The sequence below is a fragment of the Glycomyces terrestris genome (assembly GCF_003933745.1).
In the GTDB taxonomy this organism is placed as follows: domain Bacteria; phylum Actinomycetota; class Actinomycetes; order Mycobacteriales; family Micromonosporaceae; genus Glycomyces; species Glycomyces terrestris.
The window spans coordinates 265,162-279,447 of sequence record NZ_RSEB01000004.1 but is presented as its reverse complement, the minus strand read 5'-3'; the positions used below and the strand labels follow the sequence as shown (position 1 = coordinate 279,447).

Here is a 14,286-nt window from a genome sequence, read left to right as displayed (position 1 = left end):
GTCCTCTCTAGGCGGCGACGGGCTGCTTGACGGCCTCGGTGACCGGCAGCGCGGCGCTGTAGTGCTCGATGGCGGCGGCGACCGCGTCCCGCAGGCGCGCGTCCAGGTCGATGCCGCGGCGCTCGGCGCGGTCGCGGGCGGCCTCCTTGATGTCGCGGAAGGCGTCGGTCGCGAACACGTAGTGGCCCGAGATGGGGGCCCGGTCGGTGTCGCTCGCGAGGGTGCCCGGCCGCATCCACTTCTCCCAGGAGCGGGACTCGTAGGACAGGGCCAGGAACCGCTCCAGCTGGACGTTGAGCCCGAGCTCGCGCAGCAGCGCGGCGAGCGCGCGGCTCTCGACCACCCCGAACTCGGGGGCGACGTTGAGCGCGTCGACGCCGGCCCGGTCGAGGTGGCGCAGCTGCTCGCGGGTCAGGTAGTCGCAGTTGTGGGCCTTGAGGGCGACGCCGTGGCGGCGGGTGGCCGCGGCGAGCGCCCGCACGGTGGAGGCGACGGCGAACGGCGCCAGGGTGAGCGCGCCGACGTTGACCGTCTCCAGGACCTTGGTGCCGGTCTGCGCCACGATGAAGACGGGGTCGGGCAGGCCCGCGGCCCGCAGCCGGGCGAGCGCGGCGCCGACCTGCTCCTCGAACTCGGCCGGGTCGTTGGTGTCGGGTCCCTGGTCCTCGAACCCGATCTCGAACATCGGCCGGGCGCCCTGGGAGGCGGCGTACTCGACCGCCCCGGCGTACAGCTCGACGGCGCGGTCGATCGCCGCCTCGACGGGCGCGGTCCCGTCGAGGCCGACGGAGGTGTCGATGTGGAGCAGGTCGAAGCCCTGCCGGATGTCCTCCTCATAGGACAGCGCGGCGGACTTGAGGGCCTCGCTCAGGCTGTAGCGCTGCTGCTTCTCGCGCGGGTTCTGGTAGGGCCCGCCGTGGTCGCGGCAGAGCAGGAGGAGCCCCTCGGGGTCGCGGGAGCGCACGTACTGGGCGAAGGTCTCGGTGCTCCAGCCCTCGACGTAGCCGCCGCCCTGGGACTGGGCCTCGACCTGGCGGCGGCTGGGGATGAGCATGATGGGGCGGCGGTTGCGGTAGGCGACGTCGATCGCGGCGTCGACCGCGTTCTTGGACATGGGGCCCACGCCCAGGCGGGCGGGGACGCGGTTCACGGCAGGGTTGTGCATGGCACCGTCCTCTGTGCTTCGGAGGGTTGCTCGATTCGGCGGGGAGCGCGGCCCGGTTCGGGCGCGCGCCGGCGAGGGCACGGTCGGGGGCGCGGCGGGCACGGCGGTGTGCGCGGCCGCGGCGGGCGGCGGGGAGGGCCCGCGTCAGCGGCAGGCCCAGGCGATGCCCTGGCGGACCAGGCGGGTCGCGTCGGGCGTGTCGAGGTCCTTGGGGTAGTGGCCGACCGAGCAGTAGAAGACGCGGCCCCTCCCCCAGGTGCGGGTCCAGGCGACCGGCATCCGGTAGCCGTCGATCCAGGGCAGGTGCTCGCCGCTGAACACGGTCTCGGCCAGGACGTGGTTGGTGGGGTCGACGTGCATGTAGTACTGCTCGGAGGCGACGTCGAAGTCGGACACTCCGGCGGTGACGGGGTGGTCGGGGTCGGTGATGTGGACCTTGTAGGGGACCTCGACGCCCTCGCCGCCGGGGTGGGAGACGCAGTTGCCGCCCACGAGGTGGTTGTAGCGGAGGCTGGCGCGGAAGGAGGCGCCCATGCCGTGCCAGCCGGCGACGCCGGTGCCGTGCTCGACGGCGTGGAGGAGGCTGTCCTCCTGGCGGACGGTGAGGTTCTCGGTGGGGTGGGCCTGGGTCCAGCCGATGACGACGAGGTCGTAGCCGGTCAGGTCCTGTTCGAGGCGGTAGGGGTCGTTGACGGCGTCGACGGTGATGCCGAGGAGCTCCATCTGGGCCACGGCCCAGTCGGCGACGTCGTAGGGGCGGTGGCCCGGCCAGCCGCCGTAGAGGTAGAACGCGCGTGGCGCCATCGGGTGTTCCTTCGGTTGGTCTGAGCGGTGGGGAGATCAGCCGAGGTTGTGGAAGACCGCAACGGTGGGGTCGTCGGCGAGGAAGTAGCCGGGGGTGCAGTAGCCGATGGTGGCGAAGTCGAGGCGGCCGTCGCCGTTGAAGTCGGCCACCGCGATGCGGGCGGCGGAGTCCCGCGAGACGCGCCGCTTGACCCACAGGCCGGCGGCCGCGTCGATCGCCTTGTAGTAGAAGACGCCCTGCCACGGTTCGGGTCCGCGCAGGGCGACGAGGAACTCGTCCTCGCCGTCGCCGTCGAAGTCGGCGGCGACCACGTGGTGGCCGGGGCCTTCGCCGGCCTCGTTGGGGTCGCCGTAGACGTCGAGGACGGTCCGCTCCCAGGGCCCGGCGCCGGTGTCGGTGTAGACCGCGACGGTGTTGCCGTGGAAGGGTTCGAGCGCGGCGGCGTAGCGGAGCCCTTGCGAGGGCAGCGCTCCCGCGGCGACGCTGCTGCTGCCGGCGAAGCCGGTGCGGTCGCGCTGGCCCTGCTCGCCCGCGCCGATGCGGGTGGCGGTCCAGTCCGCGGCGCGGGCGTCCCAGCCGTAGGCGCTGAGCCCTTCGCGGCTGGCGACGAGGAGCCGTTCGCGGCCGTCGGGGTCGGCGCCGAAGCGGGTGTAGTCGTGGAGGATGCCGAACGAGCCGTCGTCGACGGCGGCGACGGGCCACTCCTCGGCGGTGAGGAGGTCGGCGGGGGGTTCGTAGACGGTGATGTTCGCGGGCTGCTCCATGCCGGCGCGGCCGCCGGCGCCGCCGACGACGGGGAGCGCGAGCAGTTGCAGCCCTTCGGTGCCGGTGTAGTGGCCGAACCGCAGCCGGTGGGCCGAGACGAGCTGTCCGATGCGCCGCCGCTCCCAGTGCCCGCTCGGGGAGCCGGGGTTGCGGAGCCAGGAGACGAGGCCGTCGTCGGGCTTGTGCGCGTACATGCTCTCGCCGTAGTCGTGGCAGACCACGAGGTCGGGGAGGCCGTCGCCGGTGAGGTCGGCGGCGTCGAACGCGACGGGCTGGGTGAGTTCGGCGATGGTGTGCTCGGTCCAGCCGGGGTTGGCGTACCAGCGGACGACGCCTTCGGCCAGCCCGGAGGTCAGGAGTCCGGGGCGTCCGCTGCCGTCGAGGTCGACGGCTTGGATCCAGTACCCGTCGGTGAGTCCGTCGGCGATCACCTCGCGGTCGAATCGCGGCACCCGTACCATCGTCACCTCCATGCATATACCTAATATGCTTGTACATGAAATGCTTACACATGGAATATAGGGGATCGCGTGACCGTGAACAACCGCAGCGTGATGTGACCTAAGCCACATCGAAGTTCCCCTGTGGAGTAGTGGATGCTACTTGGGCAACCGCATGGTTGGCAAGGGCCGCCGTCGATCCGGCTGCCGGCGACGGACGCGGAACGGGCCGGAATCCCCTGCAGTGCAAGGGATTCCGGCCCGAAGGTCGAAGTGGAGGTCAGATGAAGCGCCACAGGTGGTCGGCGGTGCCGTTGTCGTCCCAGAGGACGACCTGGGCGCCGGTGGCGGTCGAGGCGCCGGAGACGCCGAGGACGCGGCCGCCGTTGGCGCACTGGATGCGGAAGGCGTTCCCGCTCCCCCACCGCAGGCGCCAGCGGTGGTCGGCCGTGCCGTTGTCGTCCCACTGCACGGCGCGGGCGCCGTTGGCGGTGGAGGCGTTCTCGACGCCGAGGACCTTGGCGCTGTTGGCGTTGCGCAGCCGGAAGTAGCCGCCGGTGTCGAGTACGGCGGTCCACAGGTGGTCGGCGGTGCCGTTGTCGGTCCACTGGATCACCAGGCCCCCGTTGGCGGTCGACATGTTCTGGACGCCCAGGACGAGGCCGCTGTTGACGTTCTGGATGCGCCGCGCGCCGACGGGGACGAAGCGCCAGCGGTTGTCGGCGGTCCCGTCGTCGGGGGCCTGCACGGCCTGGGCGCCGGCCGAGGTCGAGCCGTTGAGGATGCCGAGGAGCTTGCCGCTGTGGGCGTTGCGGAGCTTGTGGGTGCCGTCGCCCTGGTCGACGGGGGTCCACAGGTGGTCGGCGGTGCCGTTGTCGGCCCACTGGAGGGCCGGGGCGTTGTCGGCCGTGGACATGTCCTGGACGCCGAGGACCTTGCCGCTGTTGCGGTTGCGGAGCTTCAGGGCCGAGCCGGAGACGACGGGCTCCCAGTAGTGGTCGGCGGTGCCCGTGTCGTTCCACTGGAGGGCGAGGCCGCCGTCGGCGGTCGACATGTCCTGGACGCCCAGGACGAGGTTCGAGGCGGCGTTGTAGAGCTTGAAGGCGGGGGCGTCGGTGCTGCCGCCGCCGGTGTTCCAGTAGACGGTGTAGTTGTGGCCGTGGGCGTCCCAGAAGGGGCCGAGGTTCACGGCGGCGCCGTTCGCGGTGGCGGTGAACGCGAGCGAGGAGGTGCTGGTGCGCCGGATCGAGTCGGGGTCGAGCACCGGCAGGGCGCTCAAGGCCGTGGACCCGTAGTTCCCGGAGAGGACGGTGGGGCCGAAGACGGCGGCGGCGACGTTCGCGTTGTCGTTGGCGGGCTCCAGGTCCAGGCTCATCGGCAGGCGGAGGGTGACGGTGTCGCCGGCGGCCCAGGTGCGGGTGAGGGTCGCGTAGGTGCCGGGCGCGGCGGTGACGTTCTGGGCGGCGCCGTTGACGCTCACGGTGGCGCCGGTGGTCCAGGCGGGGATCCGCAGGCGCATCGTCCAGGAGCCGGCGGCGGTGCCGGTGACGGTGAGGGTGGTGGTGTCGCCGACGGGGTAGGTCGTGGTCTGGGTGACGGTGATGCCGCGCTCGGACCAGGTGAGGGTCGAGGGCGTGTAGAGGTTCACCCACAGCGTGGTGCCGTTGTGGAAGTACACCGAGTCCATGAGCTTGGTGAACGTCTCGATGCCGGTGCCCTGGCAGCACCAGAACGAGTTGTAGTCGGTCGACCAGGTGCCGCCGCCCCAGGCCGGGCCGACGCCGCGGCGGCCGCCGGGGTTCAGGGGCGTGAAGTAGGTGATGTGCCCGTGGGCGCTGCCGGGGTCCTGCCAGCCGATGAGGTGGTTGAGGAGGGCGCGCTCGTAGTAGTCGAAGTAGCCGGCGTCCTCGGGGTCGAGCTGCCACAGCTCGCGGGTGAGCTTGAGCATGTTGTAGGTGTTGCAGCCCTCGCACGTGTCGGTGTCGAGGTAGGCGGCGATGGCGTTGGCGGGCCGGAAGTGCTCGGCCTCGGAGTTGCCGCCGATGGCGTAGGTGTGGGCGGCGGTGACGATGGACCAGAAGTTGTCGGCGATGGTGCGGTAGCGGGCCGTGCCGGTGGCCTTGTACTCGCGGGCGGCCCCGATCGCCTTGGGCACCTGGGTGTTCGCGTGGAGGCCGTTGAGCGCGTCCCGGCCGCTCGCGAGCGGGTCGAAGACGGCGGCGTGGTCGAAGCGCTGCGCGGCGGTGAGCCAGCGCGCGGTGCCGGTCTGCTGGTAGAGGTCGGTGAGGACGGCGTTCATGCCGCCGAACTCGCGGCCGAGGACGGTCTGCATCTGGGCGGGGCTGAGGCGGGCGGTGCGGGTGTCGACCCAGCCGGCGAGGGCGAGGAGGACGTCGCGGGCCTGGGTGTTCTCGTTGAGGCGCCAGACGTCGAGGAGGCCGGCGAGGGTCTTGTGGATGCAGTAGTAGGGGACGTTGCCGTTGGTGAGGGTGCCGTTCTCGAGGGCGGTGAAGTCGGATTCGGGGAAGCCGGAGAGGTAGCCGGCGCTGAAGCCGGCGGCGGCGTTGTTGTTCTGGCACTTGGCGAGTTCGGCGACCATCGTGTTCGCCTTGTCGCGGGCGGCGGTGTCGCCGAGGACGGCCCAGGCCTGGGCCCAGGCGGTGAGGAAGTGGCCCTGGACGTGGGTGCGGAAGGGGAAGGTCGGGGCGTCCCAGCCGCCGTTGGCGGCGGCGCCGCCGGTGGAGAGGCGGTGGTTGGCGCGGAAGTTGTAGAGGAGGCGGTTGACGTCGACGTCGCGGAGGTAGGCGAGGGTGCGGTTCTGGTTGTCGAGCCAGCGGCCCGCGTTCAGCCGGACGCGGCCGAGGGCGAAGGGGTGGGCGAGGGTGCCGATGTCGGCGCGGACGGGGGCGACGGCGGCGTGCCCGGTGCCGGGAGCGGTCACGGCCGCCGCGGCCGCTGCCGCGCCGGCGGCCTGGAAGAGCCGGCGGCGGCTCAGCGGGGAGGAGGGCATAGGATGCTCCAAACTGGAGTAGGTGAACGATCACATCGATACCAATATATTTATCGATAACATGCCTGTCAACCCGCCGCAACCCGCCCGCACCTGGATTTGTTGTCGTCATTGACAAATGGGTCCCGCAGTGATTAACCTGCGGATGCACCCCGCGGCGAGGGGCAGTGAAGCGGCAGTTCTCGGAGGGGAACGCATGATCGAGACGACTACCATCCGCGACGACCAGGGCGTCCTCCTGGTCTCCACGGCCGAGGTCGCGACCACCAGGTCGTCCGCCTACGCCGACCTGCTCGCGGAGCTCCTGGGCCGCAAGGTCCCGGTCGAGCCGCTGCCCGGCGGCTACCGGCTCGACTTCGGCATCGGGGAGGGCCTGCTGAACTTCGGCCCGGAGTCCTTGTCGCTCCTGGTGACCGCCGACGACGGCGCGTCGTTGAGCAACCTGCGCGACGCCCTGGCCGTCCACCTCGAACGGCTCGGGCACCGCGACAAGCTGCGCGTGGTCTGGCGCTAGACGATCAACAGGGCCGCGCCGACCGCGGTCATCGCCAGCGTCCAGATCTCGAACTGGCGCTGCGCGACCCGCTTGACGACGGCCCTGCCGGCGAGCGCGCCGAGCGCCACGGCGGGCAGCAGGCAGGCGGCCAGCAGCAGCGTCGACCAGTCGACGATGCCCAGGCCCACGCTGAAGGGGACCTTGAACAGGTTGACCGCCAGGAAGAACCAGGCCATGGTGCCGAGGAACTGGAGCTTGGTGAACCCGGCGAGGAACAGGTAGAGGACCATGACGGGCCCGGCGGCGTTCGCGAGCATCGTGGCCGCCCCGGCGGCCGTGCCGGTCGCGGCCGAGGCGCCGTGCCGCAGCAGCGGCGGCAGGTCGGGGGTCCCCTCGCGGCCGCGGCGGGCGTAGGTCATGACCAGTTGCAGGGCCAGGAGCGCCAGCAGGATCACGCCGATGAGCGGTCGCACCACCGCGTCGTCGACCGCGTCGAGGACGAGCGCGCCGGCGACGACGCCGAGGACCGTCCACGGCGCCAGGCGCGCGAGGAGGCGCCACTCCACGTGCCGCGAGTAGTAGCGGATCGCGAACAGGTCGCCGAGGATGAGGCACAGCAGCATCGCCCCGGTCGACTCCTTCGCGGGCATCACCGCGGCGAACAGGACGATCGCGATCGAGGAGGTCCCGCTGATCCCGGCCTTCGCGAAGCCGACGAAGAGGGCGCCGAGGGCCAGCGCGCCCCAGGCGAGGGCGTCGGTCGGTAGGGCGGTCATGGTTCCGCATCCTCGCATGTGCGATCATCCGGCCACCGCGAGAAAGGGACCGCATGACATTGACCACCTGGTACTTCGAGATGCGCGACCCGGGCGGGCTGGCCCCGGCGAAGGCCCCGGCCGAGGAGGTCGCGGTCGTGCGCGCCGAGCTCCCGAGCCCCGAGTTCAGCCGCTTCCTGTACGCGGCCGTGGGCGGGCGGTGGAACTGGACCGACCGCCTCCCGTGGTCGGAGGAGCGGTGGCGCGGGCACCTGGAGCGGCCCGGCGTCGAGACGTGGGTGGGGTACGTGCGCGGCACGCCCGCGGGGTTCGCCGAGCTCGACGGCACGGTCCCCGGCGAGGTCGAGCTCGCCTACTTCGGGCTGCTGCCGGACTTCATCGGCCGGGGCCTCGGCGGCCACCTGCTGACCGAGGCGGTCCGGCGGGCTTGGACGCTCGCGGACCGCTGGCCCGGGCTCGATGAGCCCCGGCGGGTCTGGGGCCACACGTGCACCGACGACTCCCCTGTGGCCCTGGGCAACTACGAGCGCCGGGGCTTCCGCGTGTACCGCACCGAGGAGACCTAGGCGCGTCCGTTCAGGCCGGCTTGACCGGTTGGCGCAGCACCGTCTTGAGCCGGGACGGGTCGGTGCGGCGGGGGTCGCTGAGGTAGATCTCGTGGTGGTCGCCGTTGAAGGCGAGGCCGTGCTCGGGCATGTAGGCGTTGTGGAGGCGGTCGAGGACGGGCGCCTCGTCGTCGTATGAGCCGATGTGGAGGATCTGGACGCTGGTCCCCTCGTGCAGGGTGAGGACGCGGAGCGCCGCGAGGGCCGGGTTGCCCTGCTTCTTCGCGGCGTGCGCGACGGCGGTCTCGACCTGGATGTCGGTGATCCACTCGGGGAGGCTGACGAGCATGGTCCAGTCCCAGTCCGCCTTGGCGCGGGTGAGGAAGACGGCGGGGTCGTCGGCGCGCCAGAGCCCTTCGAGGGGGCCGACGGTGAAGTCGCGCCCGAGGGTCTTGGAGGCGAACTTGAGGGCGTACGCGGTCGCGTAGAGGGCTTCGACGGCCTGCGTGTAGGCGGGCGCGGTGTTGGGATCGCCGTGGCCGTCGACGGCGAGGTAGCGCAGTTCGGGGACGTCGACGATGCCGAAGTCCTTCGCGGAGGGGGCGTAGAGGTCCTTGCGGGCCTGCTTGACGTCGTACTTGTCCATGGAGCGCTCCTGCTCGTAGGCGGCGGTCGTGGTCTCGGTCCAGGCGATCTCGGCGGCGAGGAGGGCCTCGCTGTAGTCGAAGACCGCGCGGGCGGCGGTCGGCAGGGGCTCCTGGGCGGCGCGCGCCGCGCGGACCTCGGCGAGGCGTTCGCGCAGGTGCGAGCGGCGCTCGGTCAGGGCGGCGGCGACCTCGGCGTCGGGCAGGCCGGAGCTGTTGGCCATGCCGACGAGCACGCGCGAGCGCACCGGCGCGGGCCGGGCGAGCGCCTCGCGGGTGGCGGCGGCGCACTGGTCGAGCCCGGCGGGCGTGGGGCGGTAGACGACGCGGGACTTGCCCGGGCCGCGCGGCCCGGCCGGTTCGACCAGGCCGCGCTTGGCGAGCCGGTCGACGACGTAGTAGATCGAGGAGAACCCGAGCGCGGTCCACGAGCGCACCCCGCGCTCCTCGATCACGCGCTCGAGCTCGTACCCGTGCCTGGGGGTCTCTGCGAGCAGGCCGAGCACGGTCAGCTCGGCGTCGGTGAGGGCGTCCATCCCTCTATTCTAGCGCTAGAATAAGCAGGCGGTTCGGGGTGATGCGAACGGCGCGCCCGCGGTCGCGGGCGCGCCGTCTCCGGGTGCGTCTAGGCGCGGCGTTCGCGGCCGGCGCGGACGGCGGCGGCGAGCTCGTTCAGGAGGCGCTCGGTCTCGTCCCAGCCGACGCAGGCGTCGGTGACGCTCTGGCCGTAGACGAGGGTCTCGAGCGGGGCGGGCTCCTGGCGGCCCGGTTCGATGAAGGACTCGATCATCAGGCCCGCGATGCCCCGCTCCCCCAGCGCGATCCGGTCGCCGAGCTCGCGGACGACCTCGGCCTGGCGGACGTGGTCCTTGCCGGAGTTGGCGTGGCTGGCGTCCACGACCAGACGCTCGGGCATGCCGTGCTTGGCCAGGAGCGCGAGCGCGTCGCGCACGTCGGCGGGCCCGTAGTTGGGGCCGCCGCGGCCGCCGCGCAGGATGATGTGGCAGTCGGGGTTGCCGCTGGTGGAGACGATGGAGGCGCGGCCGTCCTCGTCGACGCCGAAGAACGTGTGCTCCCCGGCGGCGGAGCGGCAGCCGTCGATCGCGCCGGCGAGGTCGCCGTCGGTGGAGTTCTTGAACCCGATCGGCATCGACAGGCCCGAGGCGAGCTGGCGGTGGACCTGGCTCTCGGTGGTGCGGGCGCCGATGGCGCCCCAGGAGACGGCGTCGGCGATGTGCTGCGGGCTGAGCGGCTCCAGGAACTCGCAGCCGACCGGCAGGCCGGTGTCGAGCACGTCGAGGAGCACCTGGCGGGCCAGGCGCAGGCCGAGCCCGATGTCGTGGGTGCCGTTCAGGTGCGGGTCGTTGATGAGGCCCTTCCAGCCGACGGTGGTGCGGGGCTTCTCGAAGTAGACGCGCATGACCACCAGGAGGTCGTCGGCGAGCGGGGCGGCCGCCGCGGCGAGGCGCTGCGCGTAGTCCTTGGCCGCGGCCGGGTCGTGGACCGAGCAGGGCCCGACGACCAGGAGGAGCCGGTCGTCGTCGCCCGCGAGGACGTCCTTGACGGCGGCGCGGCTGTGCGCCACGAGGGCGGCGCGGTCGGGGCCCAGCGGCAGCTCGCCGCGCAGGACGGCCGGGGCCACGAGCGGCTGGAAGCCGCGGACGCGGAGGTCGCTGGTCTGCGGGGCGGCGGTGTCGGTCGGCGTGCTCATCGAGCGGAAGTCTCCTCTGGTTGCAGAGGCGGGTGGGAATCCACTCGGCATCGACCCGGGCCGGCCCGCCTCAAACGACGAACGGCAGAGACGGGTGTCTCTGCCGCGTGGCTCCGGGTGTCCGTCAGGTCAGCGCAAGTGACCGCGGGCTCCACCCGGAGCCTGCGTAAAGCGCTGATACCAGCGGACGGCGGACATGCGGGAACCGTAGCACACGCTTCCCGCATCCGACGAATCCGGCAGCACGACCGGGCGTGTTCCCCCAGGCAGCGCGGGCGACCGGTGTCGAAGGGCACACCGGTGGTCGGCGGCGACCGGCGGCGGCCGGCGGCGGCCGGCGGCCGCAGCGAGCGGGTCCTCACCGGAGGCGTCCGGGTTCGCGCGACGGGTGCAGGCCGGGGGTCGCCGTCCTTCGCGGGGAGACGCCCAGCGGCAGCCGCGGCGCGGCCTCGCGGGCGGCCGCCGCCGCTCGCCAGGTGAGCGGAGGCGGACCCGCCCCCGGGGCGGGGCCGCCGGTGCGGTTGGGGCGCAACGCGACCGGCCGGGCGAAAGGGACTGCGTTCGGGACCCCCGGCAAATGGGTGCGTTCCTTACAATCCTGAGAGGAACCGCGCACATCCGCGCGGATCGGAACGGACCCCCTTCGACTGGAAGGCTCTCCGGCTTGAGACCACTCACCCGCACCCTCGCGGCGGCCGCCTCGGCCGCCGCGCTCACGCTCACGTTCCTCGCCGTCAACCCGCTCGCGGCGGCGGCGCACCCGCGCGGCATCGACTGGGGCCCCTGCCCCGAGGTCGACCCGGCCGAACCGGTCGAGTGCGCGACCATCGACGTCCCGCTCGACTACTCCCGGCCCTGGCGCGGCACCATCGAGATCGGCCTCGCCAAGCGCGAGGCCGCGAACCCCGACGAGAAGATCGGCACGATCCTCATGGACCCGGGCGGCCCCGGCGGCTCCGGCGTCGGGTCGATCATCGACGGCAGCCCGCTTACCGGCGAGACCGCCGAGCACTTCGACATCGTCGGCTTCGACCCGCGCGGCATCAACACCAGCACGCAGGTGCAGTGCAGCGAGGACGCGCTCATGGACGCGCTCTCGGTGCCCTTCCCCACCGACCAGGAGACGTGGGACGCCCGCGAGGCCGCCAACGCCGCGCTCACCGAGGACTGCCGCGAGCACACCGGCCGCCTCTTCGACCACGTCTCCAACCTGGAGACCGTCGAGGACATGGAGCGCATCCGCCGCGCCCTCGGCGAGGGCAGGCTGAACTACCTCGGCTACTCGTACGGGACCATCATGGGCCAGCAGTACGCCGAGAAGTACCCGCGCCACATCCGCACCATGGTCCTGGACGGCAACATGGACCACAGCCTCGAATCCACATGGGACTTCATGCGGACCGAGACCGCGGCCGTGGAGGAGAACTTCGTGGCCTTCGCCGACTGGTGCGAGTCCGCCCCCGAGTGCGCGCTGCACGGCGAGGACGTCGAGACCGTCTACGCCGGGCTGAAGGCGAAGGCCCGGGCCGGCGAGCTGACCGACCCGTACGAGGGCCTGCCGCTCGACTTCATCGGCCTGGCCGAGAACTTCACCTTCACCGCGAACTACCCGCAGGGCTGGCCCGCGCTCGCCGAGGAGTACGCCGCCATGCGCGACGGCGTCCTGCTGCCCGGCGGCGCCGGACTGCTCCAGGAGGAGGAGCCCGAGCTGTTCGAGTACCTCTACTACCCGGCCTGGTGCCAGGACTGGGGCTGGGAGATCGAGGACTACGACGAGTTCGCGACGCTCCTGGGCAAGCTCGCCGAGGACTCCCCGAACGTGGAGTGGACGCCGTACAACCAGCACGCGCTCACCTGCGTCGGCTCCGGCATCGAGCACACGAACGAGCGCGACGAGCTCGACATCCCCCGCTCGGCGCCCCCGATCGTGTTCATCGGCAACGAGCACGACCCGGCCACGGTCTACCCGTGGACGCTCGCCGCGGCCGACCAGGCCGACGGGCACCTCATCACCTACGAGGGCTACTTCCACACCATCTACGGCGGCTACTCGACCTGCGTCGACGACGCCGTCAACGCGTACTTCGTCGACCGCGAGACTCCGGACGCGGGCCTGAGCTGCCCGAACCTGGACTTCCCGGGCGCGCTGGACGCGTCGTCGGTGCGCGACCGGATCGCGAACGGCGCCTTCTAGAACGCACGCGCGGGGGCGGCCGGACCAGTCGTCCGGCCGCCCCCGCGCGTACTACGATGTGGGACCTGCCGAGCCCGGGGAGAGCCGTGAACGAGACCCACACCGTCGCCAACCAGCCGCCGCCCCTGACGGACCGCAACCCCTACGACGACGACGCGCCGCTGCGCGAGGCCGCCGAGCGCGCCGGCGCCGGCTGGATCGAGGCCGACGCCCGCGCACTCGGGAAGACCCTCGGCTCCGCCGAGGCCGCCCGCTGGGCCGAGGAGGCCCACCGGTACCCGCCGGTCCTGCGCACCCACGACCGGTACGGCAACCGCGTCGACGAGGTCGACTTCCACCCCTCCTGGCACCGGTTCATGGGCCTGGCCGTCGCGCACGGCGCCCACGCGATGCCCTGGGGCGAGCCGAGACCCGGCGCGCACGCCGCCCGCGCCGTGCTCATGTCGCTGCTCGCGCAGGCCGAACCCGGCCACTGCTGCCCCGTCTCGATGACGTACGCCGCCGTCCCCGCGCTGCGGGCCGAGCCCGCGCTCGCGGCCGAGTGGGAGCCGCGGATCACCTCCCGCGCCTACGACTTCGGGCTGCGCCCGGCCGCCGACAAGGCCGGCGTCCTCGTCGGCATGGCCATGACCGAGAAGCAGGGCGGCTCCGACGTCCGCGCCAACACCACCGCCGCGACCCCGACCGCCGACGGCGCCTACGCGCTGCGCGGCCACAAGTGGTTCTGCTCGGCGCCGATGAACGACGCGTTCCTCGTCCTCGCGCAAGCCCCCGGCGGCCTCACCTGCTTCCTGCTGCCGCGGGTCCTGCCGGACGGCACGCGGAACGCGATCCGGTTGCAGCGCTTGAAGGACAAGCTCGGGAACCGCTCGAACGCCTCCGCCGAGATCGAACTCCACGACGCCCTCGCCCACCGCGTCGGCGAGGAGGGCCGCGGCGTCGCCGTCATCATCGGGATGGTCAACCACACCCGCCTCGACTGCGTCATCGCCACCGCCGCCGGGATGCGCCAGTCCGTCGCCGAGGCCGCCTGGCACGCCGCCCACCGCAGCGCCTTCGGCCGGCGACTGGTCGACCAGCCGCTCATGACGCAGGTCCTGGCCGACCTCGCCGTCGAGTCCGAGGCCGCCACCGCCGTCATGATGCGCCTGGCCGCCGCGTACGACGACCCGGGCCAGGGCCCGTTCCGGCGCCTCGCGACCGCCGTCGCCAAGTACTGGGTGTGCAAGCGCGGCCCCGCCCACGCCGCCGAGGCCCTCGAATGCCTGGGCGGCAACGGGTACGTCGAGGAGGCGCCCCTCGCGCGCCGCTACCGCGAGCAGCCGCTCCTGTCGATCTGGGAGGGGTCGGGCAACGTCATCTGCCTCGACGTGCTCCGCGCCCTGGCGACCGCCCCGCAGTCCGCCGAGGCGTTCCTCGCCGAGGTCGAGCCGGCCGCTGCCGCGGACGCGCGCCTGGCCGCGCACGTCGCAGGCGTCAAGCGGGCGCTGGCCGCCGGCGTGGAGCCGGCCGGGGCCCGGCGCCTCACCGAGGACCTCGGGCTCGCCCTCCAGGCGTCGCTGCTCGTCCGCCACTCCCCCGCCGCGGTCGCCGACGCGTTCTGCGCCTCCCGGCTCGGGCCCGACCGGGGGCGGCAGTACGGCGCGACCCCGGTGCCGGACGCCGCGGCGATCGTCGAACGGCACCTGCCGGTGTGAACACGGCGGCGGCCCCGGTCTCGACCGGGGCCGCCGCC

Annotated in this window: 11 protein-coding genes; 4 read left to right on the top strand and 7 right to left on the bottom strand. The window is 72.7% G+C overall.

Translation table 11 applies throughout. The features are described 5' to 3' along the window. Nucleotides 1–7 precede the first annotated feature (7 nt). From EIW28_RS15345 to EIW28_RS15330, 4 genes are all read right to left on the bottom strand, one after another. On the bottom strand, nt 8–1,165 hold the full coding sequence (locus EIW28_RS15345) for a class II D-tagatose-bisphosphate aldolase non-catalytic subunit (RefSeq protein ID WP_197717289.1): 1,158 nt from the start codon (nt 1,163–1,165) through the stop codon (nt 8–10). A 144-nt stretch (nt 1,166–1,309) separates the two neighbouring features. Beyond that, nucleotides 1,310–1,969: a ThuA domain-containing protein gene (locus EIW28_RS15340; RefSeq protein ID WP_125248594.1), complete on the bottom strand. Its 660-nt coding sequence runs from the start codon at nt 1,967–1,969 to the stop codon at nt 1,310–1,312. A gap of 36 nt (nt 1,970–2,005) precedes the next feature. Continuing rightward, on the bottom strand, nt 2,006–3,187 hold the full coding sequence (locus tag EIW28_RS15335) for an FG-GAP repeat domain-containing protein (RefSeq protein ID WP_197717288.1): 1,182 nt from the start codon (nt 3,185–3,187) through the stop codon (nt 2,006–2,008). A gap of 268 nt (nt 3,188–3,455) precedes the next feature. Beyond that, nucleotides 3,456–6,185, bottom strand: a complete 2,730-nt coding sequence (locus EIW28_RS15330) for a beta-L-arabinofuranosidase domain-containing protein (RefSeq protein ID WP_125248592.1) — start codon at nt 6,183–6,185, stop codon at nt 3,456–3,458. A gap of 196 nt (nt 6,186–6,381) precedes the next feature. Between EIW28_RS15330 and EIW28_RS15325 the strand changes: the two genes are divergently transcribed. Next, complete coding sequence (locus EIW28_RS15325; protein WP_158630417.1) at nt 6,382–6,699, top strand: DUF2218 domain-containing protein; 318 nt, start codon at nt 6,382–6,384, stop codon at nt 6,697–6,699. On the opposite strand, the gene EIW28_RS15320 is transcribed toward EIW28_RS15325, so the two are convergent. Beyond that, nucleotides 6,696–7,457, bottom strand: a complete 762-nt coding sequence (locus EIW28_RS15320) for a sulfite exporter TauE/SafE family protein (RefSeq protein ID WP_125248590.1) — start codon at nt 7,455–7,457, stop codon at nt 6,696–6,698. The two genes, EIW28_RS15325 and EIW28_RS15320, sit on opposite strands and share 4 nt — an antisense overlap. Nucleotides 7,458–7,510: 53 nt before the next feature. Between EIW28_RS15320 and EIW28_RS15315 the strand changes: the two genes are divergently transcribed. Next, nucleotides 7,511–8,023 carry a GNAT family N-acetyltransferase gene (locus EIW28_RS15315; RefSeq protein ID WP_125248589.1) on the top strand — a complete coding sequence of 171 codons (513 nt, stop codon included), beginning with the start codon at nt 7,511–7,513 and terminating at the stop codon, nt 8,021–8,023. 10 nt (nt 8,024–8,033) lie between these two features. On the opposite strand, the gene EIW28_RS15310 is transcribed toward EIW28_RS15315, so the two are convergent. Next, a complete protein-coding gene (locus tag EIW28_RS15310; RefSeq protein ID WP_125248588.1) occupies nt 8,034–9,182 on the bottom strand; it encodes a GyrI-like domain-containing protein in 1,149 nt (382 codons plus the stop codon). An 89-nt stretch (nt 9,183–9,271) separates the two neighbouring features. Continuing rightward, nucleotides 9,272–10,357 carry a 3-deoxy-7-phosphoheptulonate synthase gene (locus tag EIW28_RS15305; protein WP_125248587.1) on the bottom strand — a complete coding sequence of 362 codons (1,086 nt, stop codon included), beginning with the start codon at nt 10,355–10,357 and terminating at the stop codon, nt 9,272–9,274. 664 nt (nt 10,358–11,021) lie between these two features. Here EIW28_RS15305 and EIW28_RS15300 point away from each other — a divergent pair. After that, the gene (locus tag EIW28_RS15300; RefSeq protein ID WP_158630416.1) at nt 11,022–12,551 is read left to right on the top strand and encodes an alpha/beta hydrolase; all 1,530 of its coding nucleotides are present in this window, start codon (nt 11,022–11,024) and stop codon (nt 12,549–12,551) included. 56 nt (nt 12,552–12,607) lie between these two features. Next, complete coding sequence (locus EIW28_RS15295; RefSeq protein WP_187350614.1) at nt 12,608–14,248, top strand: acyl-CoA dehydrogenase family protein; 1,641 nt, start codon at nt 12,608–12,610, stop codon at nt 14,246–14,248. The last annotated feature ends 38 nt before the right edge of the window (nt 14,249–14,286 follow it).